Annotated in this window: 21 protein-coding genes; 10 read left to right on the top strand and 11 right to left on the bottom strand. The window is 56.1% G+C overall.

All coding sequences use genetic code 11. The features are described from left to right. Nucleotides 1-343 (bottom strand): ureidoglycolate lyase (locus INT32_RS21160; RefSeq protein WP_193090678.1); only part of this gene is annotated, 343 nt, incomplete at its 3' end. Nucleotides 344-356: 13 nt separating this feature from the next. Continuing rightward, nucleotides 357-1,289, bottom strand: a complete 933-nt coding sequence (gene puuE / locus INT32_RS21155) for an allantoinase PuuE (protein WP_193090677.1) — start codon at nucleotides 1,287-1,289, stop codon at nucleotides 357-359. A 402-nt stretch (nucleotides 1,290-1,691) separates the two neighbouring features. On the opposite strand from puuE, the gene INT32_RS21150 reads away from it, so the two are divergent. The 4 genes from INT32_RS21150 (at nucleotide 1,692) to INT32_RS21135 (ending at nucleotide 5,524) form a co-directional block, all read left to right on the top strand. Then, on the top strand, nucleotides 1,692-2,435 hold the full coding sequence (locus INT32_RS21150; protein WP_193090676.1) for an aspartate/glutamate racemase family protein: 744 nt from the start codon (nucleotides 1,692-1,694) through the stop codon (nucleotides 2,433-2,435). Nucleotides 2,436-2,499: 64 nt separating this feature from the next. Then, nucleotides 2,500-3,900: an NCS1 family transporter gene (locus INT32_RS21145; RefSeq protein WP_226817335.1), complete on the top strand. Its 1,401-nt coding sequence runs from the start codon at nucleotides 2,500-2,502 to the stop codon at nucleotides 3,898-3,900. 57 nt (nucleotides 3,901-3,957) lie between these two features. Further along, nucleotides 3,958-4,701, top strand: a complete 744-nt coding sequence (locus INT32_RS21140) for a GntR family transcriptional regulator (protein WP_193090675.1) — start codon at nucleotides 3,958-3,960, stop codon at nucleotides 4,699-4,701. A 118-nt stretch (nucleotides 4,702-4,819) separates the two neighbouring features. Beyond that, entirely contained in the window at nucleotides 4,820-5,524 is a 705-nt protein-coding gene (locus tag INT32_RS21135; RefSeq protein ID WP_193090674.1) for a DeoR/GlpR family DNA-binding transcription regulator, read from the top strand. A gap of 105 nt (nucleotides 5,525-5,629) precedes the next feature. On the opposite strand, the gene INT32_RS21130 is transcribed toward INT32_RS21135, so the two are convergent. From INT32_RS21130 to deoC, 8 genes are all read right to left on the bottom strand, one after another. Next, on the bottom strand, nucleotides 5,630-6,646 hold the full coding sequence (locus tag INT32_RS21130; RefSeq protein WP_226817337.1) for an ABC transporter permease: 1,017 nt from the start codon (nucleotides 6,644-6,646) through the stop codon (nucleotides 5,630-5,632). 35 nt (nucleotides 6,647-6,681) lie between these two features. Then, nucleotides 6,682-8,244 carry a sugar ABC transporter ATP-binding protein gene (locus tag INT32_RS21125; RefSeq protein WP_193090672.1) on the bottom strand — a complete coding sequence of 521 codons (1,563 nt, stop codon included), beginning with the start codon at nucleotides 8,242-8,244 and terminating at the stop codon, nucleotides 6,682-6,684. Between the two features lie 67 nt (nucleotides 8,245-8,311). Beyond that, nucleotides 8,312-9,316 carry an autoinducer 2 ABC transporter substrate-binding protein gene (locus tag INT32_RS21120; RefSeq protein WP_193090671.1) on the bottom strand — a complete coding sequence of 335 codons (1,005 nt, stop codon included), beginning with the start codon at nucleotides 9,314-9,316 and terminating at the stop codon, nucleotides 8,312-8,314. Nucleotides 9,317-9,394: 78 nt separating this feature from the next. Beyond that, complete coding sequence (locus INT32_RS21115) at nucleotides 9,395-10,405, bottom strand: ABC transporter permease (protein WP_193090670.1); 1,011 nt, start codon at nucleotides 10,403-10,405, stop codon at nucleotides 9,395-9,397. Nucleotides 10,406-10,408: 3 nt separating this feature from the next. Further along, nucleotides 10,409-11,344 carry a ribokinase gene (gene rbsK, locus INT32_RS21110; RefSeq protein WP_193090669.1) on the bottom strand — a complete coding sequence of 312 codons (936 nt, stop codon included), beginning with the start codon at nucleotides 11,342-11,344 and terminating at the stop codon, nucleotides 10,409-10,411. Between the two features lie 24 nt (nucleotides 11,345-11,368). Then, nucleotides 11,369-11,824: an RbsD/FucU family protein gene (locus INT32_RS21105; protein WP_193090668.1), complete on the bottom strand. Its 456-nt coding sequence runs from the start codon at nucleotides 11,822-11,824 to the stop codon at nucleotides 11,369-11,371. Nucleotides 11,825-11,854: 30 nt separating this feature from the next. Further along, a complete protein-coding gene (locus INT32_RS21100; RefSeq protein ID WP_193090667.1) occupies nucleotides 11,855-14,248 on the bottom strand; it encodes an aldehyde dehydrogenase family protein in 2,394 nt (797 codons plus the stop codon). A 4-nt stretch (nucleotides 14,249-14,252) separates the two neighbouring features. Next, complete coding sequence (gene deoC, locus INT32_RS21095; RefSeq protein ID WP_370540267.1) at nucleotides 14,253-15,245, bottom strand: deoxyribose-phosphate aldolase; 993 nt, start codon at nucleotides 15,243-15,245, stop codon at nucleotides 14,253-14,255. A 167-nt stretch (nucleotides 15,246-15,412) separates the two neighbouring features. Between deoC and INT32_RS21090 the strand changes: the two genes are divergently transcribed. After that, a complete protein-coding gene (locus INT32_RS21090; protein ID WP_193090665.1) occupies nucleotides 15,413-16,966 on the top strand; it encodes an FGGY-family carbohydrate kinase in 1,554 nt (517 codons plus the stop codon). A 109-nt stretch (nucleotides 16,967-17,075) separates the two neighbouring features. Here the strand turns inward: INT32_RS21090 and INT32_RS21085 are convergent, their stop codons facing one another. Continuing rightward, on the bottom strand, nucleotides 17,076-18,239 hold the full coding sequence (locus INT32_RS21085; protein ID WP_193090664.1) for a M20 aminoacylase family protein: 1,164 nt from the start codon (nucleotides 18,237-18,239) through the stop codon (nucleotides 17,076-17,078). 184 nt (nucleotides 18,240-18,423) lie between these two features. Here INT32_RS21085 and INT32_RS21080 point away from each other — a divergent pair, with 184 nt between their 5' ends. The 5 genes from INT32_RS21080 to rplC form a co-directional block, all read left to right on the top strand. Next, on the top strand, nucleotides 18,424-19,347 hold the full coding sequence (locus INT32_RS21080; protein WP_193090663.1) for a LysR family transcriptional regulator: 924 nt from the start codon (nucleotides 18,424-18,426) through the stop codon (nucleotides 19,345-19,347). 142 nt (nucleotides 19,348-19,489) lie between these two features. Further along, nucleotides 19,490-20,515, top strand: coding sequence for a tripartite tricarboxylate transporter substrate binding protein (locus INT32_RS21075; protein WP_193090662.1), 1,026 nt, complete (start codon nucleotides 19,490-19,492; stop codon nucleotides 20,513-20,515). Nucleotides 20,516-20,634: 119 nt separating this feature from the next. After that, the gene (locus INT32_RS21070; protein ID WP_193090661.1) at nucleotides 20,635-20,910 is read left to right on the top strand and encodes a BrnT family toxin; all 276 of its coding nucleotides are present in this window, start codon (nucleotides 20,635-20,637) and stop codon (nucleotides 20,908-20,910) included. Beyond that, a complete protein-coding gene (locus INT32_RS21065; RefSeq protein WP_193090660.1) occupies nucleotides 20,888-21,175 on the top strand; it encodes a BrnA antitoxin family protein in 288 nt (95 codons plus the stop codon). Before INT32_RS21070 ends, INT32_RS21065 begins: the two co-directional genes overlap by 23 nt. A gap of 549 nt (nucleotides 21,176-21,724) precedes the next feature. Further along, nucleotides 21,725-22,185 (top strand): 50S ribosomal protein L3 (rplC, locus tag INT32_RS21060; RefSeq protein WP_193090659.1); only part of this gene is annotated, 461 nt, incomplete at its 3' end.

Raw genomic sequence — 22,185 nt, 5'->3', positions numbered from 1 at the left:
GACACAGGAAGACGCGCAATTGGTCAATAGTAGGGGCAGAGCCGGCAGGAGCAACTACTGCCAGGTACGGATGGCCGCTAAGCGGCATAAAGGCCTGGGATGCCAGCGGATGGCGCTCCATCATGCAGACTTCGAAGGGCAGGGTGCGCGGCAAGCCGCGAAAAATGGAGACGATGGCCTTGCCGTCTGCGCCCGGATCGAGCAAGGCCAGATCATGGTAGCGTTCGGTATTGCCGTCGTTGATCGTAAAATGCTGCGCGGCGTTGCTGGCCTGAATGACATCGCCGAAAGGCGCAAACGCGTCGTGCGACAGGGGTTCCACGGTTAAATTTCGGGTCATCATAGTGTTTCCTGTCTCATTTGCTGGCCGGACTGGGGTGATGTTCGATCCAGTGCTTTGCGATGGCGGCCCGGGTGGGAATCCAAACATGATCATGCTTCTGGACGTAATCAAGAAATCGCTGCAATGCGGCGAACCGTGCCGGCCTGCCGATGATTCGGCAATGTAATCCGACAGACATCATTTTGGGCGAGGTTTCTCCTTCCGCATACAGCACATCGAACGCGTCTTTCAGATAGGTGAAAAATTGATCGCCGCTATTGAAGCCTTGCGCAGCCGCGAATCGCATGTCGTTGGTGTCCAGCGTATAGGGCACGACCAGTTGCCATTTTTGCGATTGATCCTGCAGAGTGACTGGCATCCAGAAAGGAAGATCATCACCGTAGTAATCAGAATCATATAGAAAACCACCTTCTTCCATTACCAGACGGCGGGTGTTCGGACTGTCTCGACCGGTATACCAGCCTTCGGGGTGGCGTCCCAGGAGCGTGGAGATGACCTCGACACAGCGCTGCATGTGTTCCCGCTCTATTGGCTCGGCGACATCCTGGTAATGCAGCCAGCGATAGCCATGACAGGCAATCTCGTGCCCAAACTCGACAAACGCCTGCGCAACTTCGGGGTTGCGTTCCAGCGCCATGCCGACGGCGAAAATCGTGAGCGGCAGGCCGCGACGCTCGAACTCGTTCAGGATGCGCCAGACCCCGGCACGTGAACCATATTCGTAAATCGATTCCATGGAAAGATGGCGATCGGAGAAGGACGCAGCGCCAATTATCTCCGACAGGAATTGTTCCGATCCAGCGTCGCCGTGCAGGACGCAACTTTCGCCCCCTTCCTCATAGTTCAGCACGAACTGCACGGCCACGCGCGCCTTTCCAGGCCAGTTGGCATGTGCCTGATGGCGGCCATAGCCGATCATGTCGCGGGGATAAGTGTGATGCTGCATATAGGTGTCACTCCGGAAAATCAATGGCGTACATCACTGCCTATATCTGCTGGGTACCGGGAGTCAGGCAGTCATGCTGCTTACTAGTATGTAAGTGGCAATCTTAATTGTCAACAATTATTGTATACGATTAAAAGCAATCACCTTTTGCCAAGCGCTCATTATCCGATGCCTTTTAATCTCGCGATACCAGTGTCGTCCCCTGGCGTCCAAGCTAACGCCAGTGTTGTATCGACAATGTGCATGTGAGCCGATCACATGCATATGCCGACAGCGGTAAGACGCCCGGGTAAATACCAGTTTTCATGCAATTCGGTTATGCATAATAATTGTATGCAATATTCGTATTCAATTATCGTTATCAATATTCGTGTACATAACGCACTGCATTCACAGGACATCATGCACATTCAGCTTATCAATCCCAATACTACGTCAGGCATGACGGCGACCATCGGTGACGCAGCCAGACGGATTGCGGCCAGTGGCACAACCATTACGGCCAGCAATCCGGACAGCGGGCCGGTCTCCATCGAAGGGCATTTTGAAGAGGCGGTCAGTGCGGTGGGCGTGGCGCATGAGGTACTCAAAGGCGAGAAAAATGGGGTCGATGCCTATGTCATTGCTTGTTTTGGTGATCCCGGCCTGCTTGCCGCACGCGAGCTGACCCGTGCCCCGGTCATTGGCATAGCAGAGGCCGCTTTTCACATGGCCAGCCTGATCAGCACCCGGTTTTCCATCGTCACGACCCTGGGGCGCACCTGCATTATTGCCGAACACCTGTTGCAAAGTTATGGTTTTGCCCAGCATTGCCGACGCGTGCGTGCCGCCGAAGTTCCTGTCCTGGAGCTTGAGAAAAATGCCGATGCTGCCGTACAGCGCATTATTGAAGAGTGCCTGCAGGCCAAGGCCCAGGACAGTATCGGCGCGATTGTGCTCGGTTGCGGCGGGATGGCCGATATGCGCGAGCACATCAGCAGGGAGGTCGGCCTGCCTGTCGTTGAGGGCGTGACCGCTGCGGTCAAGCTGGCCGAGGCGCTGGTCGGCCTGGGGCTGCAAACCAGCAAGTTCGGCGATCTGGATTTCCCACGGCCAAAACCGTTTACCGGTCAGTACGCCCACCTGGGCGTGCCCGATCCCACTTGAGTTTGCCCCGGCAAGCCCATCGCTATCCTCGTCGGATAGACCAGCGCAAGGAGTCGTTCATATCATGAAAAGCGAATCACAGAGTAGTAAAAAGGCGGGTGATGAGAGTCTTGAGCCCCAGCAGGTCCGGATCATGGATCGTTGGTCATATTTGCTGGCCTGGCTGGGCGGTTGCGTTTCCATCGGCACGTTTGCCATGGGTTCCAGCGTGGTGGGGCAGCTCAATCTGCTGCAAAGCGCACTGGCCATCACGATTGGCTGTTTCGTGATTGGCGTGGCGCTGGCGATCAACGGCGCTGCCGGGCACAAATATGGTATCCCATTCATGGTGCAGGCCCGCAGCGCTTTTGGTTTTACCGGCACCCGGTTTCCTGGGATGGTGAGGGCAATCCCGGCCGTGGTCTGGTTCGGTTTCCAAAGCTGGATCGGGGCAGGGGCGCTCAATGTTGCTTCGGCAACGCTCTTTGGATACGACAATCTGGTGGTGTTTTTCATTGGCTTTCAGTTGCTGCAGATTACCTTGTCCGTGTATGGATTTCAGGGCATCAAATGGCTCGAGAACATCGGCAGCCTTTTCATCCTGGGTGCGCTGGTGTATATGTTCTATTCGGTGATCATGAAATTTGGTTCGCAAATCGACGATAGCATCCTGTACCTGGAAGGATCGTGGGGGCTGCCTTTCTGGGGTGCAACCATGCTTTTTCTGGGGATATACAGCACCATGATCCTCAATGTCAGCGACTACTCTCGAGAGTTGGATAGATATGTGCGAAGCGGGCTGCTTACGACCATATACTCCATGTCCATCCTGCCGGCCACGCTTTTCATGGGGTTGATCGGCCTGATGGTGTCCGGCGCCACGGGCATTGCCGACCCGATCAAGGTTTTTTCCAGTGCTGTCGACAACAAGCCCCTGCTGGTGATCACGTTGCTGTTCATCGCTTTTGCACAGGTTACGACCAATGTACTCAATAACGTTGTGCCGCCGGCTTATGTGCTGATGGACATCTGCAAGCTGAGTTTTCGCAAATCGGCTGTGCTGGTCGGGCTGCTTGCCTTTGCCACTTTTCCGTGGGTGCTGGTGCGCGACGACTCGGCACGGGGCCTGCAAATATTCGTGCAGACCTATTCTGCCTTTCTGGGGCCCCTGTTTGCAGTGATGGCGGTGGACTATTACGTTCTACGGCGTCGCCGGCTTGATCTTGCGCTGTTGTATGACGCGACGGGGCCTTATCGTGGGGTGAACTGGGCAGGCATTGTGGCCTCGCTGCTGGGCGCGCTGGTCGCACTCTATTTTTCTACCGTTGCCTGGTATGCCAGCCTGATTCCCGCCGGTCTTTCCTACTATTTACTAATGAAATACTGGCCTGTGGCAAGACGTTTTTGCATCAACGATGCCGCGGCGCAGCCGGAAACGACAACCGCAACGGACATGCCAGGCGCACCGGCGTCGGCTAACAGATAGACGGGTTCTTGTTATAATGGTTGCGCAACCTTCCCGAACCAACAGCCTTGTGCGACCATGTCCCTCACCGAAAATAAAAACAAGCAGGCAGCCCCCTCCGAGCAAGGTGTAGCGCAAACGGGTGTGTCCAAGCGCGGGCCCGATGAGATCGCCCAGGATATCGCCCATGCTATCCTGGCCAGGCAGCTTCCCCCGGGGATCTGGCTGCGTGAAGAGGCACTCGGTCGCATGTACGGCGTCAGCCGCACCAAGATACGCGCGGCGCTGCTGATTCTGGCACGTGACAATCTTGTTGAGACCGTCCCGGACAAGGGCACCTTCGTCAGTCGCCCTAGCATTCGTGAGGCGCATGAAGTTTTTGCTGCCAGGCGACTACTGGAAAGCGAAATCGTCAGGCTGTTCGTCGCCTCGGCCACCGAGCGTGAGTTCGCGCAGCTGGAAGCGCAAATTCATCATGAACGCGCCGCATTGGGTAAATCGGTACCGGAAAACATCCGGGAAGAGACGCTGGGCGATTTCCATATCAAGCTGGCCGATCTGAGCGGCAATAAAGTGCTTGCCCGATTTGTTCGTGAACTGGTGGCCCGCAGCTCGCTGATCGCCATGCGCTTTCAGTCATCCAACGAGTCCTCATGCTCCTCGGATGAGCATGCCGCTTTTCTTGCCATATGCCGACAGGGAAAAGTGCAGGAGGCAGTCGACTGCATGCTGGAGCATTTGAACCGGATCGAGTCCAGCCTGAGTCTGGAAGAGACGCCGCCGGCACCTGAATCTGATCTGTTCAGGGCGCTATTGCGTTAGGACAGCAGTGGACGCTGTCGGTCTTTCTGGCTATCGCATCTGATCATGTTCAAAACCGGTTGCACCGCCTGACGGCACCTCAGTCTATAATATTTCAATTTAAGGGCAGGAACAGGCAATGACGCCAGCAGAGCGTTTACACAAGCTGGAGCAGGCACTGCAGCAGTCGGGATCATTGCGACTGCGGGACGCCGCCGCCTTGCTGGGCGTCTCGGAAATGACGGTGCGACGGGATCTGGCGCGCCACAAGGGTAATCTGTCTTATCTGGGTGGTCATATCGTCTCGGCGCATTCGCTGCAGAACGCAGCTCAGTATTCGGTAGCACAGGAAAAAGATCATTTTGCCCAGGCAAAAAAACGGGCATCGCAAAAAGCCCTGGCGCTGATCAAACCGCATGATGTGATTTTTATCGACTGCGGAACAACGCTGCTGCATCTGGCCCGGCTGATTCCTGAGAGCCAGGCCCTGACTGTGGTCTGTTATTCATTGAATACGGCGGAAATCCTCAAAGACAAGCCGGCCCTGCGCCTGATTGTGCTGGGCGGCACCTACATGCCGTCTTCCGATTCTTTTTCCGGCCAGGAGGCGCTTAATGCACTGGATCAGCTCAGTTTTGATACGGTCTTTATGTCGGCCGGGGGCGTTGACGATCATGCAGGCGTCAGTTGCTGGAATCTGCATGAAAAAGACATCAAGCGCCGCGCCATGCAACGCGCAAAACGCCGTTATCTGGTGGTCGATTCCAGCAAGCTGGGCGTGCGCCGACATATCCGCTTTGCAGATCTGAACGAGTTTGACGCCATACTCACGGAACAGGGCTGACATCGCAGCCCTGCTTTGGCAGGTCTATTCAGCCGGCTGGACATCGTTCATGTTACGAGGACTGCGCGACAGTCCTCTGAGACCTTACTCTTTCTGTTCAGGCGGCTATTGCCTGCTGCGTAGCGAAAACAGCAAGCCGGCCACCAGGATAAACGCGCCGACGATCACTTTTTGCCAGGTTGTTGGGATGCCCAGCGTAATGAGTACGCTATTGATCAGCGTGACCAGCAGCACGCCCAGCAGTGTTCCGGTTACGGTTCCGCTGCCCCCGGTAATGCGGGCGCCACCGAGAATCACGGCAGCAATCACATCCAGTTCGGTGCCGACAATATCGAAGGGGTTGGCAATACGCGTGCTGGAAACGTGAATAATGCCGGCGATGCCCGCCAGCAAGCCGGCGTAACCGAAAACAAAGAGATAGACCCGTGTCAGGTTATAGCCAAGACGTTCGGCAATGGCAGGGCTGCCTCCCATGGCGTAGACCGCGCGTCCCATCATTGTCTTGTTCAATAACCACCAGGTGAGCAGCGCCAGAACGGGAATGGCTAGCGTGGTATAAGGCAGCGCAGTCTGCAGCCCCTGGTTGTTCTGGAAACTGACGATATTTGCCTGTCCCACCGCCAGCATGGAGGGCGGGATGTTCATGAAAAACTCGGTGCCGATAAATGCCAGCAGAAAGCCGCGGATCAGAAATTGCGTGCCGATGGTGACCACAAGGGAAGGGGCTGCCAGCTTTTTGACCAGCCAGCCGTTGAGCAGTCCCAGCGCCAATCCTCCTGCGGCGCCGGCCAGCAGGATCAGCGCAAAAGGCGCTTCGGGGAAATACAGCAGCACGATCTTGGTCAGGCCGTACATGACCAGCGCCGCAATCGCGGTGAAGGAGACGTCCAGTCCGCCAGAGGCGAGCACCACCAGAATGCCCAGCGCGAAAATGGCCGATCTGGTTGCCGCCCGCAGTACATCAAACAGCGAACCCAGTTGGAAAAACATGGGATTGACAACGGCCACGACCGCGAATAGAACGACAATGAGGCCAAGTGTAAAAAACTCGGGATGCCTGATCAGATACGGCGGGCGCTTGGGTGTGGTGCTGTCCTGTATGGCCGGGCTGGCCGAAGTCATAGTGGTCATGGTAGGCGGGGTAGAGTCAAAAGGGTTCAGGACAATAAGGCATGATAAAGCGTTTTTTCTTGCAGGCCTTCGGCCCGGAACTCATCGCTGATCCGGCCTTTTTTCATCAGCAGAATACGGTCACAGTTGGCCAGCAGTTCGGGAAGATCGTCACTGATAATAATGATGCTCATGCCCTGATCTGTCAGGGATTGAATGATCTGGTAAATCGTGTCTTTGGAGCCGACATCCACGCCCACGGTCGGGCCGTGCAGAATCAGCAACAGAGGATTGATGGCCAGCCAGCGACCGATGAGTACGCGCTGCTGGTTGCCCCCGGACAGGCTTTGCACGGGGTTCTGAACGTTGGGCGTGGCAATTTTCAGCCTGCTGGTCATCTCTTGCGAAAAGCGGGCAGCCTTGTCTTTCTGTATCTGTCCCAGCGCGTCGCACATCTGCGGCAGCACGGCAGTAATGGTGTTGTCGCTGATCGATCGGGTCAGAAACAGGCCTTCGACCAGACGGTCTTCCGGGACATAGGCAATGCGCTGGGCAGCGGCCTGGGCCGGTGTGTTCACCGCTATCGGTTTGCCGTTAAGCGTCAGGCCGCCGCGCTGCAGCGGTGCTACCCCGGCAAGGGCGCGCGCCAGTTCATTCCTGCCTGAATCGAGCAGGCCGGTGATACCGATAATTTCACCCTTGTGCAGGTCAAAGGACACGTTGTCAAAACCCTGGTCGCGACCAATATTGTGCACGCCCAGCATGATCTCGGCTTGCGGGGCATTGCGGCGATAGCGCTGATCGCTCAGTACCCGGCCGGTCATCAGTTCGCTGATCTGGTGTTTGGTGAAATTATTGATTTCACCCTGGGTGATAACCTGCCCGTCACGCATCACGATCACATTGCCGCCAATGGCATAGCATTCGTCCAGTTTGTGACTCACAAACAGCACCGCGACGCCACGCGCGCACAGGTCCTTGACGATGCGGATCAGGTTATCCACCTCCTTCTGGGTCAGCGAGGTGGTGGGTTCGTCCATGATGATGAAACGCGCATTGCTGGCCGCTGCGCGCGCGATGGCGACCAGTTGACGGGTGGCCAGCGGCAGATCTTCGATTTTTGTCTGAAGAAAATAGCGGTCGTCCGGCAATTGCAGTTGGCGCAATGCGCCCACCGCGCGATCGTGCAGCACCTGGTGACTGATCACCCGCGCCAGTCGACCCTGATGCTCAGCCAGTTCCACGGTCAGGGAGATATTGTCCATGACACTCAGATTGGGAATCAGGGACAGGTCCTGGTATACCGTTTCAATGCCGGCGCCCAGGGCGCTTAAGGCGGAAAATTGCTCGAAGCGTTCTCCGTCCAGAATCAGATCGCCGTCGTCCGGCGGCTGGGCACCGGAAATGATTTTTATCAGCGTGCTTTTGCCGCAGCCGTTTTCCCCCAGCAAATGATAGATCTGGCCAGGATGAATATCCAGGCTGACGCCACGCAGCGCATGTACGCCGGTAAAGCGCTTATGGATCTGGCGAAGTGACAGGAAGGCATTGCCGTCTGGCGTGGGCGGCACTGGCGCGTTGCTGTGCGTTGGGCTAGTCGTTGTTGTCATAATCGTACGGGCGGGTATCCCATGGCGGGCCGCAAGCGCGCGGCCCGGTGGTTGTCGAGGCGATCGATCAGAAGTTGTATTGCTTGTAGTTGCTCTTGTCTACGCGAACCCAGCCGGCGCCACGAATAATCATGCCTTTGCCAGGGCCTTTTTCGACAGTAACCTTTTCGTAGCCGGGCACACCCAGGTCGGTACCGTTTTCGATGGTTTTGCCTTCGAGCAGCATTTTGGCGACATTGTTCATGGCCAGTCCGGCATCTTTCGGATCCCAGAATGCAATGCCGGTAATGGCGTCTTTTTCCATGTAAGGACCGGCCTCGCCGGGCAGGCCAGTACCGAATACGCATATTTTACCTGCTTTGCCGGCTTCTTCCACGGCCCGGCCAATACCGATCACGTCCAGAGACGAGGAGCCCTGGAAGCCGGCCAGATTCGGGTACTTGCGAAGCAACTGCTGGGCCACCTGATAGGCTTTCTCGCCGTCGTTATTGGTTTCCTGCATGGTCGTGACCAGTTTCAGGTCCGGGTACTTCGCTTTGGCGTTGTCGATACCGCCCTGTGCCCACTGTACTTGCGAGCGGCTACCCAGTGAACCCACCAGCACGGCCCATTCGCCCTTGTTCGCCATGCATTTGGCCAGGCGCTCATTCAGGTCGGCACCATATTCATTGTTCTTGAACGCTTCCAGGTCGTAATCGGTATTTTTTAGATTGTCCGCTTCATGGGTCACGATTTTGATACCACGGCTTTTGGCGCGGGCCAGAATCGGTTCCAGGGTAGGCGGGTCAAATGGCACGATAGCCAGTGCGCTCACGTTCTTGGCCACCAGATCCTGAATGATTTTCAGTTGCTGGGCTGCATCGGCACGACCCGGACCGGTTTGCGAGGCATTGATGTCGGGATTGGCCTTGGCAAATTCCTTGACGCCTTCTTCCATGCGGGTAAACCAGTTGATACCCGTGACCTTGACCACCGTTACGATGGATTTTTTCTCTTCGGCCTGCGCGCCCGCAGCAAAACCGGTGCTGATTGCGCAAGCCAGCAGGCACATTGGCAGTGTCTTTAGTTTCATACGTGTCTCCAAAATCCCATCGACGGACAGTGATCGGAACCGGATGGGGCGGCGCAGATCAATCGTTTCAATAGTGCTTCAGGCCTTCAGGGCCTGACGCCGTTTAATCTTCAGCTTCAATTCCTGTCTGGAATAGGCCAGGAAGAACAATAGCAACAGGCCCCAGATGCAGTTGCCAGCAAACTCGGATACGCCGATCAGATTGAACATGCTCGATAACAGTTGCAGCGCCATGGCCGCAAAAAAAACGCAGACTACGCGCCCATAGCCGCCGGCAGGATTGACGCCACCCATGACCGCGATCAGGATAGCGATCAGCAGATACGAATCGCCATACTTGGCACTTGCGCTGGCAGCCTGACTGGCCGAGATCAACCCTGAGCAGGCAGCCAGCACACCGCACATGGTGTAGGTGCAGATCAGCATGGTGTTACGGGAAATGCCGGCGTAGAAAGCCGCTTTGGGGTTGGTACCCTGCATATACAGGCGCAGACCGAAAGGCGTGCGCTTGAGCAGCCAGCCCAGAAAAAGCGCCAGGGCTACAAAAAGATAAAAAGCAATGGGAATGCCCAGGATGTTGTCATTGCCAATTGCCGATAGCGGTTCAATATAGGGAAGATTGACTGAAGAGCCATTGGACAACACGGTGGCAATGCCGGTGAACACCAGTTGCGTGCCCAGCGTGGTCAGAATCGGCGTCAGGTTAAAGCGTGCAATGATAATGCCGTTGAGCATGCCGCCCAGCAGGCCGACGCACAGCATGAGCCCCACAAAGGAAAAAGTGAACAGCCAGGGCGCGGCTTCGGCGTCGATCCACTGCGGCAACAACAGTGCCCCGATCACCCCGGCCAGGTTAGCCAGCGCAATGCCCGACAGGTCGATGCCGCCATTGCCCGAAATCATGGAGAGCATCATGGCCATGGCCAGCAAGCCCATTTGCGGCAATTGCATGGCCATGGACTGCAAATTGAACACGCTGACGAAGTCGCCGCCTGAAGACAAAAAATAGCCAGCCATTACGATGACGATATTGATCGCCAAAAGAAATGTCAGTTGCCGGTCTTTGAAGGGGGATAGGTGGGTTGTCATGATTTACGCGCCCGTGGAAAGCAGGGAGTCAATTTGCCCGCGATCGGGCATAGAGGCCGCGGTACCACTGCGGGTGACGGAAATACCGGCAAGGGCCGAGGCAAATCGCAAGGCTGCCTCGGGCGACTTGCCTTCTGCCAGCGCGGTTGCCAGTCCGGCGGTAAAGCCGTCGCCGGCACCGGCCGTATCGATGCATTTACCCGCCCGGATGGCGGGAATATGGATGCTGTCGCTGGCGGTATGCAGCAGCGATCCCTGCTCGCCCAGCGTGACCACGACGTTACGAACGCCTTTTGCCAGCAACAGGTCGGCGGCGCGTCGCGCCTGTTCCAGATCTGCGACCGGCAGCCCCGTCAGCAGACTGGCCTCGGTTTCATTGGGCGTGATCCAGTCGCATAGCGGGAAAACTTCATCGGGCAGTTGCCTTGCCGGTGCGGGATTAAAGATGGTGGTCACGCCATGCTTGCGGGCCAGGCGCAAGCCATGCAGCGCCACTTCCAGTGGCTGCTCCAGTTGCGTGACAAAAATATGGGCGTCGGCAATATCCTGTTCGATGGCGTCCAGGTCGGCCGGCACCATATGGGCTGCGGCACCGGCGTAAACAATGATGGCATTGCGGCCGGTATCGTCCTCAACGAATATATGGGCGGCGCCGGTGGTCAGATCATCATGCAGGGTGGCGCGCGAGGTCACGCCGGCATCCTGCCATGTCTGCCGGGCGTTTGCGGCAAACGCGTCGTTGCCCAGCCGGGTGTAAAAAAACACCTCAGCACCGGCCCTGGCGGCTGCGACCGCCTGGTTGGAGCCCTTGCCACCCGGGCCCATGGCAAAGTGGCTGCCCAGCAGGGTTTCTCCAATAACCGGCATGCGGGTTGCCTTGAACAGCAGATCGGCAACATAGATGCCGACAATAACAATACGTGGACGTGATAGGCTCATATGAACAGAAACTCGGCTAAAGCATCAGGCAGGATGGCGGTTGGTCTGGGTGGGATTGAGCACGCCTTTTTTGAAGATAAAGCAGCCGTAGCTGCGGGTATCGGCGGTCGCAATGACACAGTAGGCACGACGGGCCCGTTCGTAGAAAGCGTGGCGTTCTATCGGGGCCAGGTGCAATGGATCTTCCAGCAAAGCCTGGACATCTTGCTGAACTTCGGGAATGTGTGCCGGGTCGTCCACCACTTCCATGCGCAAGGCCGGGTCAGGCACGAAACTGTCCAGCGCCATGACCGATAGCACCGCCCGGGCCACGCTGTCGGCGCTGGCGTCAATGCGCAGCAATTTGCCGATGCTGGTGTGGCGGGCGATAGAGTCCGAAGGGAAATGAGCGTCGCTGATAATCAGTTCGTCGCCATGGCCCATGGAGCGCAGGGCATGCAGCACGTCGGCATTTAGCAGTGGATCAATGTTCTTGAGCATTAACTGTCCTTGTTCAGGCGGGTATTATAATCAGTCACCGTAGGGAATCCAGATATTCTTGACCTGTGTCGCCTGGCGCAGGAACAGCTGGATGTCCGCGCTTGACCACTGATGCCAGTCGATGGCCTTGCCGTCGTTGCCAAACGTGCGTTTCAGGTTGCCGATCGAGTGCTGCTGCACTGTTTGTGACAGCTCGGCGTCACCGAACGCCCATACGCTGTCCACGTCGTCGTGGTCGGCCAGTACGGTGGCCAGCTCCAGGTTATCGCCGGTCACAATATTGACCACGCCTGCAGGTACATCGGACGTTTCCAGCACCTGATACAAGTCAGTCGCCAACAGGGCGCCGCGAGCGCCAGGCACAACAACAAGACTATTGCCCATTGCCATGCCGGCGGCAATCAGGGAAATCATGGAGAGCCAGGGCGATTCGTCAGGGCAGATTACGCCAATGACACCGATGGCTTCATGTACCGCGAGTGCCACACCACGCATGGGTGGCGTGTGCACGCGTCCATCGTATTTGTCAGCCCAGGCTGCAAAGGTGAACAGTCGTTCCAGTCCCAATTCGAATTCGCGTGCGGCTTCCTTTTTGCTCACGCCCGTCAGGCTGGCCAGACGCTGCGCGAGTTCATCGGTCCGGTACGACAGGTTTTCCGCCAGGTAGTACAGTACCTGAGACCGGTTGAAGGTGGTGGCATTGTGCCAGCCTGCCGCTTTGCGCGCCGCCGAGACCGCATTGCGGATGTCTTTGCGACTGCCTTGGGCGATGTGGCCGGCGATTTTGCCATCGCTATAGGTGATGGCGATGCTGGTGCCACCGTCGGGACGTGTCTGCTTGCCACCGATATACAGCTTGGCAGTACGGTCGATGCCGGGCAAATCGAAGCTGTCGCGGGCAGAGGTGACTGGCGCCACGCCGCTGCTGCCGGCTGTCTTCAGTGTCGATGCTTTGGCCCAGGATATCGGTTTGAGGTATTCGTAGATGCCTTCGAGTCCGCCTTCTCGACCGTAGCCTGATTCGCGCACGCCACCGAAGCCTACGGCGGCGTCAAACAGATTGCTGGCGTTGATCCACACCACGCCGCAACGCAGTTTCGGAGCGATATCCAGCGCCAGATTGATGTTCTCGCTCCAGACACTGGCGGCCAGTCCATAACGGGTGTTGTTGGCCAGCTCCACCGCTTCCTGGGGGGTGCGAAAGGTCATGCTGACCAGGACCGGACCGAATATTTCTTCCTGCGCCAGCGTAGAGGCCGGCTGTACGCCGGTGATCAAGGTGGGTGGATAATAGGCGCCTGTGCCGGGCAGGGCCGTTTCCGATGCCTGCCACAGTTCGCCGCCCTGGCTAACGCCATCGGTGACCAGTTTGCGGATGCGTTGCAATTGCGACTCGTCGATGATGGCAGACATGTCGATGTTTTTGTCCAGGGACGGCCCCACGCGCAGCGTTTTCATACGTGCGCGCAGTTTGGCGTAGACCTGCTCTGCTACACTTTCCTGCACCAGCAGGCGAGAGCCTGCGCAGCACACCTGCCCCTGGTTGAACCAGATGGCATCGACAATGCCTTCAATGGCGCTGTCGATATCGGCATCATCAAAAATAATAAAGGGGGATTTGCCACCCAGTTCCAGCGTCAAACCCTTACCGGAGCCAGCAGTCTGGCTGCGGATCAGGCGGCCCACTTCGGTGGATCCGGTAAAGGCGATTTTATCGACGCCGGTGTGGGCAACCAGATATTCACCTGCTGCCCCATCGCCGGTTACTATGTTCAGCACGCCTGCGGGCAGCGAGTCGGCAGCCAGTTCGGCAAACAGCAGGGCGGTAAGCGAAGTAAATTCAGCGGGTTTGAGCACCACGGTGTTACCGCTGGCCAGTGCCGGGGCCACTTTCCAGGCCAGCATGAGTAGCGGGAAATTCCAGGGGATAATCTGGCCAACCACGCCATAGGGCTGCCACTGCGACAGTTCTGTTTCCTGTAACTGGGCGATGCCTGCGTGATACAGAAAATGGCGCGCAGCCAGCGGCACGTCCAGATCGCGCGATTCGCGAATGGGCTTGCCGTTGTCCAGTGACTCGAGTACGGCAAACAGGCGGCTGTGCTTTTGGAGCATGCGGGCCAGACTGTAGAGGTGTCTTGCACGAGCGTGACCGCCCATGGCCTGCCAGCCTTTCTGTGCCTTGCGCGCCGCTTTGACGGCGGCGTCGACATCGCTTTGCCCGGCCTGGCTGAGGGTGGCCAGCACCTTGCCGGTGGCCGGTTCCAGCGTCTCGAAAGTCGCATTGTCGTTTGCCTTGGTAAAGCGTCCGGCAATGAAATGGGTAAAACGCGACTGGTGGCCAGCCAGCCATTGGCGGGCGGCGTTGTCGCTTTCAGGAGCGGTACCGTATTGCATGGTCATAAAGTAATCGTTGACAGTCATGGCGTTAACCCATCGGGTGGCGGTTGGTGGCCGAATAGCGGCCGGTCACGAAGTGCTCGAGCTGGCGCTCGATATCGGCCAGCAGGCTTGAGGCGCCAAAGCGGAACAGGTCAGGCTCCAGCCAGCGCCGGCCCAACTCTTCGTTGACCAGGATGAGGTAGTTGATGGCGTCTTTGGCTGTGGACACGCCGCCGGCCGGTTTGTAGCCCACCTGAAAGCCGGTAAGCTCATGGAAAGCGCGGATGGCGCGCAACATGACCAGCGAAACCGGCAGGGTAGCGTTGACGCCTTCCTTGCCGGTGGAGGTTTTAATGAAATCGGCGCCGGCCATCATGCACACCATGGACGCTTTGGCCACATTGCGCAGGGTCCTGATGTCCCCGGTCGCTAGAATTGCCTTCACATGCGCGTCGCCGCAGGCCTGGCGGTACTCGCACATTTCCTGATACAACGCGGTCCAATTGCCGGTGAGGACGTGCTCGCGCGTAATGACAATATCAATTTCCCTGGCGCCAGCCGCGATCGAAGCGGCAATTTCCTGCAGCTTCAGTTCATGCGGCGAGAGCCCCGCCGGAAAGCCGGTAGAGACGGCGGCAACCGGAATGCTGGTGTGGGCGAGGGCGCTGACGGCGGTGCTCACATAACGATGGTATACGCAGATGGCGCCCGTGGTCAGCGGCAGGGTGAATCCCATGGCATCAAGCAGATCCTGACGAACGGGCTGGGCAGCCTTGGCGCACAAACGGCGTACCCGCTCGGGTGTATCATCGCCGTTGAGCGTGGTCAGATCGATGCAGCTGACCGCCTTGAGCAGCCAGGCAGCCTGTGCCTGCTTCTTGACAGTGCGGCGACCAGGCAGGGAAGCGATGCGTCGCTCAATGGCACTCAGATTGGCGCGTTGTGCTTCAACCAGCGCCAGATCCAGTGGCATAATCTGGTTGCGGGCGACCGCTTGCCACTGACCAGAGTGGGTGGCAGGATTTTTTGGGGGACTCACGAAGTGTCTCCTCCTTGAAAGAGGCATAATTGCATGACGATATTGTTAATATTCTAACAATAATGTTAATTTTATAACAACCAGTATTTTCAGCTGCTTGCGGCATGCCTTTGAACGATACAACATATTGGCTTATACAAGATGGCTTATACAAGAAAGACAGGACCATGGACAAATATATTATTGGCGTAGACATTGGCACGCAGAGCACCAAGGCGCTTATCGCCGGAACCGACGGCAGTGTCCTTGCCCAGGCCAGTGTCGCGTACCATCCGGACACACCGCAGCCGTTGTGGGCGCAGCAGGAAGCAAGGGTCTGGCTGGACGCGTTCCTGCGCAGTGTGCGCGAATGCGTGGCGCATGCGCTGCAAAAAGGCATTCAGCAGGAACAGATCGCCGGCCTGTGTATCAGCAGCCTATATGGCGGCGCCGGGATTCCCGTCGATGCCGACTGCCAGCCCCTGTACCCATGCCTGATCTGGATGGACAGGCGGGCGACGGCAGAAACCGATGCGATTCGAGAACAGGTAGACCTGGAGCGCCTGTTTGAGATTACCGGCAACGGCGTGGACAGTTACTATGGCTTCACCAAAATGTTGTGGATCAAAAATAATGAACCGCAAATCTGGGATAAAACAGCATGGTTTCTGCCTCCCAATACCTGGATTGCCCACTATCTGACGGGCGAACTGGCCGTGGACCACAGTTCTGCAGGCAATATCGGCGGCGTCTATGACATGCAGCGCCATGTCTGGTCCGACCAGGCCATGCGCATGGTCGGGCTTGATCCGAAAAAAATGCCGCCCGTGTTGCTTGAGAGCACCGATGTGGTCGGCACGGTGACAGCCGACAAGGCTGCGCAACTTGGGCTGGCGCACGCGATTCCCATTGTGCTGGGCGGCATCGACGCAGCCATTGCCACATTCGCCGGCGGTGTACGCAAGCCTGGAGATCACGTGGCCATGCTTGGCACCAGCATGTGCTGGGGCTATTTGCAGACCGAAACGGAAAGTGGTCGCGATCTGGTATGTATGCCTTACGTCTACAAGGGGCTGACGCAGCGCTATGTCTTTGGTGGCGCGGCTACGGCGGGAGGCGCCGTGACCTGGTTCGTGGAACAGTTTTGTCAGGCCGAACTAGCCCAGGCCACGCAGCAGGGCATCTCGGTCTATACGCTTCTGGAGCAGCAGGCGGCGCCGCTACCACCCGGTGCGCATGGGTTGGTGTTCCTGCCGTACCTGATGGGTGAGCGCAGTCCGGTATGGGATGCCCGCGCCAGTGGGACCTTTGCCGGCCTGAATCTGACCCATACCCGGGCTCATCTGTACCGGGCGGTCATCGAGGGTATCGCGTTTGCCTTGTGGCACAACATGCGGGCCGTCGGGGACCGCCGGCAAAACCTTGACCAGCGTCTGGTGGTGGTCGGCGGCGCCGTCAACTCAGATCTGTGGATGCAGATTATTGCCGATGTTACCGGATATCCGGTGTACACCATTGAAGAGGCCGTTGAAGCAGCGATGGGGGCGGCGCTGCTGGGCGCCGTCGGGCTTGGCCTGGTCAGTGACGCCGAAGTGGAGCAGGGCTGGACCCATGTAGTGTGTCGCGCCACCCCGAACGAGCGAGCGCACCAGACGTACCAGCGGCTTTTTGCCGTATACGAAGGCTTGTATCCGGCGATGCAATCGTCCATGCATGCGCTGGCAGCCATGCGGGGTGGATGAGGATATAAGGGTAACCAATTGCGTTGTGTTTTTTGCGCAGCGACGTCGCACTCACCAGTTTGCTCGCAAACGTAAACATGCTTGCAGAAATGACAAGAGCGCGCGCCATTTATTTCAGCAGTTGTTTCGTCAAGGTAACCCAATAGCCGGCGCCATATTGCAACGCGTCGTCGTTGAAATCGTAATATGGATTATGGACAGGAGGGTCATTTTCTCCCTTTGCCGACCCCAGCATAATATAAGCGCCGTCACACACCTGTTGCATGTAGCTGAAATCTTCTGAACCCGTTCGTGCCGGCAGGTCAGTGTTGACTGCTGCGTCGCCGACCAGTGTCCGTGCTGCTGTGATGGCCGCTTGTGTGGGTACTTCTGCATTGATAACGGGAGGGTAGCCTTCGATATACTTCAGGTCGATCTGCGTTCCGTAGCTTTTCGCCATGCCGGCGCAGACTTCTTCTATCCTCTTGCGTGCCAGGGCGCGTGTTTGCACGGTAAAAGACCGGCAGGTTCCGCGGATCAGTGCATCGTCGGGCAGCACATTCCATGTGTCGCCGGCGCTGATTTGGGTGACGCTCAATATCAACGCATCCTGTGGATTCACGTTGCGACTGACGATACTTTGCAGGGCGCAAACAAGACTGGAAGCGGCGACGATCGAGTCAATTGCTGCCTGGGGATGAGCCGCATGCGCGCCTTTTCCCGTAATCCGGATCTCAAAGAAGTCAGAAGCCGAAAACATCGGGCCGGAGCGAATGCCGAATTTACCCAAGGCCATTTGCGGTACGTTGTGCATACCGTAAATCGAATCGCAAGGAAATAGATCGAACAGGCCCTGCTCCACCATTTGTCTGGCCCCGCCCTCATTTTCTTCGGCGGGCTGGAAAATAAATTGTACAGTTCCGTTGAAGTCCCGGTTCTCACTTAGATAGTGTGCGGCGCCGAGCAACATGGCTGTATGACCATCATGGCCGCATCCATGCATTTTTCCGGAATGCCGGGAAGCATGGGCAATATCGCCTTTTTCCTCCATATGAAGCGCGTCCATATCCGCCCGCAATCCGATAGTGGGCCCGGTGCCGTTGGCCAGCGTGCCGACAACACCTGTCCCGCCAAGACCGCGATGCACTTCTATACCCATATTGGTGAGTGCTTCTGCCACCAGGTTCGAAGTGCGGACTTCTTCGAATGCCGTTTCGGGGTGGGCGTGAATATCGCGACGCCATAGCGTCATTTGGTGCTGCAATTGAGGAGATATCAGATTTGAAATAGTCATGTTTCAGCTCGTCAGATTAATTTTGGTGGCATAACAAGCGGATTGTTCCATGACCAGGCGATTTACAACAATGACAGTGATCGAATAGAATCGTAGAGAAAAACGCAACAGACGGTCGGCAATACGCTAACCGCCTATTTACAACACAGCAGACCGTGTACGGCCTGACATTGAGAATAAAACGATGAAAAAAATGTTCAATGCACAGCGTTTGCAATATTTCCAGCAGGTAGTTGTTTCGGGCTCGGTGCGGGCCGCTGCAGATGTGCTCGGTGTTGATCCGTCGTCGGTGAGCCGTTCGATCGCGCTATTGGAAGACGAAAGCGGGTTGCGTCTGTTGCAGCGCAAGGGGCGGGGAATCGAGCCGACGGAAACAGGCAAGTTGCTGGCTTCCTACGCGCGGCAGCAAATGGCATTGTTGGATGGTTTTTACTCTGAACTGAATCAGATCCACAGTGCACAACGGGGGCATATAAATATCGGGGTTGGCGAAGGAATGCTGGATATGTATTTTCATCCAGTTATAACCAACTATATGCGCGAGCATACCAATATCACGCTGAATCTTACCGTAGGCAGCGTTGCTCAAAATTCTGCTGATTTACTGGAAGAGAAAATTGATATTGCTTTGCTGTATACGCCGTTCAATGATGTTCGATTTCGTGTTCATGGGAGTCGGCCAACCAATCCCATTCAGGCAATTGTCCATAAGCACCATCCTCTCGCACGCATCCGGCACCCTTTGAATTTGGTAGATCTCGTTCCGTACGCTGGCGCCACACTGCATGAACATTTTGGCTTGAGCCAATATATCAAAGCAGCAGAATTAAGCGAGCAAGTGGCGCTAAGGAATGTGCTTACCACCTCTTCCTATCGGGCGCTTTGGCATTTCGCCAACGCCAATCTGGGGTATACCCTTAGTTCAGGTGTGTTCGCAGCGGTTTACAACATGACGGACGTTGTTGCGCTCCCAATGGCCAATCCCCTTTTCAACCGTTGCAACATCGGAATTGTAACGCGTGCCGGAAAGCATCTTTCTGCGGCCGAGCAGTCGTTGCTCGATCACATGGTAGGCCATATGGAACAGGCACAGCCAGGCGGGGTTTAGTAGTCATTTCTATTGTTGTTGTTTCTGCATGATTTCTATTGGGCTCATGTCATTGATTATCCACTGACCGCGAGGATATTCTTGGCTGATCCATACGTTCAAATCTGACATCAATTTCAACAATATGCAGTCTGGAGCTTTCATGAAAAACTCAACCCGGCGCGTTCTCGCTGCCTTTCTTGCTCTTCGGTATGTCGCGTTCACCGTGCTCACCTTGTTGGCCCTTGCTTACAGCAGCATTGTGAGAGCAGATGAAGCATATCCATCCCGGAAGCCCATTTCCTTGATCGTGCCCTATCCTGCGGGTGGGGCCAGTGATTATTCAGCACGCATTTTCAGCGATGTGATAGGAAAAGCCATTGGACAGACAGTGATTGTAGAAAATATCGGGGGCGCCACAGGGGTCATTGCAGCGAATCGATTGTTGAAGTTGCCCGACGACGGCTACCAGATTTTTCATGGTTCCCCGAATGAATTGATTCTGCCACCGCTGGTCAATAAATCGGTCAAATTCAAATCGGAGGATTTTGAATTGGTTCAGCCCATTACGACCGCCACGTTGGTTGTCCTGGCTCGACGCGGGTTGGATGTGGACAATCTGGATGATGTAGTACGACTAGCGCAACAAAAAGGTCGTGCACCTGTGACGTATGCTACGGTCGGGATCGGGTCTCTTTATCATATGATTGGCGAACGTTTGACAAAAGAGCTTGATTTGAACCTGCAGCATGTTCCGTATCAAGGTGGCGGGCCGGCCTTGACCGATGTTGCGGGAGGACAGGTCGATTTGGCGATCCTGCCGTTTACGGTTTCCATGGTGCATCAGCAAGCCCAGGGGCGCTTCAAAATCGTATCCGCACTAAGCAACGAAGTGCCGGACGCGCTCAAGAGCATTCCGTTGATCAAAGAAAGCAAGTTGGTGAAAAACGTGGACTACCGGATTAGCGGTGGATATTTCGTCAAGACCGGCACGCCTGCACATGAAAAAAATGCGCTTCGTAAAGCGATTGGTACTGCACTGCAGGATCCGGAGGTCCGGCAAAAACTGCAGCACGAAGGCCGGCTTGTCGCCCAACCCATGAGTGCGCAAGAAAGTGACGCTTACTGGACGACTGAAATCAGTAAACTTCGCGAACTGGTGAAACTGATTGATTACCGGCCACAATAATAAGCAGTCCATTAGTCAGTCTTTTCCACATATGATGTATCTGACTCATTGAGCAATAAATAAGGAAGTAGAACAAATAGAATAATTGACTTCTTTATTTATTGTATATACTATAAATAGTGGATATCAGCTGTGATCCTGTGAAAAATAGGCGCAATATCGTCATGCGAGGTATTTCTTTCGCGGCGGTACGGGATATGGATTTTGGTACGGCCATAGCATTGCCCGACCGACGTCGGGATTCTGGAGAGGAACGGTGGCAGGTGCTCGGAATGATAAACGGTCGTCTTCATATGCTGGTGTTTACGTGGCGCGGCGAGACAATGCATGTCATTAGCCTGCGCAAAGCCAACAAACGCGAGGTGAAGTGCTATGAGCAAGCGGCCCGCTCCTGATCTGATTGATAAAGAAAACCCTGAATGGGGGCCGGAGGAATTTGCCAAGGCTAGCCCGTTTCCTGAAGTCCTGGCGGAGCGATTTGGTGACAAAACGGCGCAGGAAATGATCCGCCCCCGTGGTCGACCCAAAGCGGCGCAAACCAAGGTGCCGGTGAGCCTACGCATTGATGCGGACACGCTGCAGGCATGGAAGGCGACAGGTAAAGGGTGGCAAACCCGTATGGCCCGAGTGCTTTGCGAACAGGCGCCAGGTCATCGCTAGCGATTTCTTGCCCGACTCTGCCTTGCCGCGCCGGCGCACTCTGGTCTATTAGCTGCTTTTCCGGATTTGCGAGAAATCGCGTCCGACGCGACAGCGCATGCCCCTGTCGCAAATTTCTGACATAAATGATTGATTCGGCGTGGCTTTTTTGTTCATAGCCGTTAAGTGTTCTTGCCAAACGGCTCACGCAATGCTATAGTCACAGGCTAACCACTGTAGTTGGGTTCACTGATTGGCCGGCTTTTGAACTGGTTTCAGGCGCTATACAGGTATCAAAGAATGATTTCAAAGATTCACGGAGCGGGCACGAAAAGTGCGGCGCCACGTAGTCTTTATGCCTCTTATACCTGTGTGCGCCTTGATCTGTTTGGTCAATTGCTGGCTTTGCGATGCCGTTTTTTTGTGTCGCAACGCCGCTGACAGCACTTTGAATTGAACCTGCATGGGTATTGTTGTCCGGGAAGGCAATGCGTTGCAGTCTTGAGTTTAACCGGATGAATCATATTAAATTTAGCCCCAGCCAATCGTAGCTGGGAATTGGAGAAAATGATGTCGAATACGACACCTACGCCTGCCGCTTATCGGCTGGGACTGGTTGGTCGCAAGGTTGGCATGATGCGTATCTTCACGGAAGAAGGCGAGTCAATCCCTGTCACCGTGCTGGACGTATCCAACAACCGTGTTACCCAGGTCAAGTCTCTGGACACAGACGGCTATGCTGCCGTTCAGGTTGCCTACGGCGAACGCCGTGCAAGCCGTGTGGTCAAGGCGCAAGCAGGTCACTACGCAAAAGCCGGTACAGAAGCCGGTTCCGTCCTTAAAGAATTCCGTCTCGATCCTGCAAAAGCCGCTGAATTTACAGCCGGCGCCGTTGTTGCTGTCGAAAGCGTATTCGAAGCCGGCCAGAAAGTCGATGTGCAAGGCACAACGATCGGTAAAGGCTTCGCAGGTACCATCAAGCGTCACCATTTTGGTTCCCAGCGCGCTTCTCACGGTAACTCCAGGTCGCA

The sequence above is a fragment of the Advenella sp. FME57 genome, assembly GCF_014897675.1.
GTDB lineage: Bacteria > Pseudomonadota > Gammaproteobacteria > Burkholderiales > Burkholderiaceae_B > Advenella.
The sequence above is the reverse complement of the archived record's forward strand: the minus strand, read 5'-3'. Positions and strand labels throughout refer to the sequence as shown.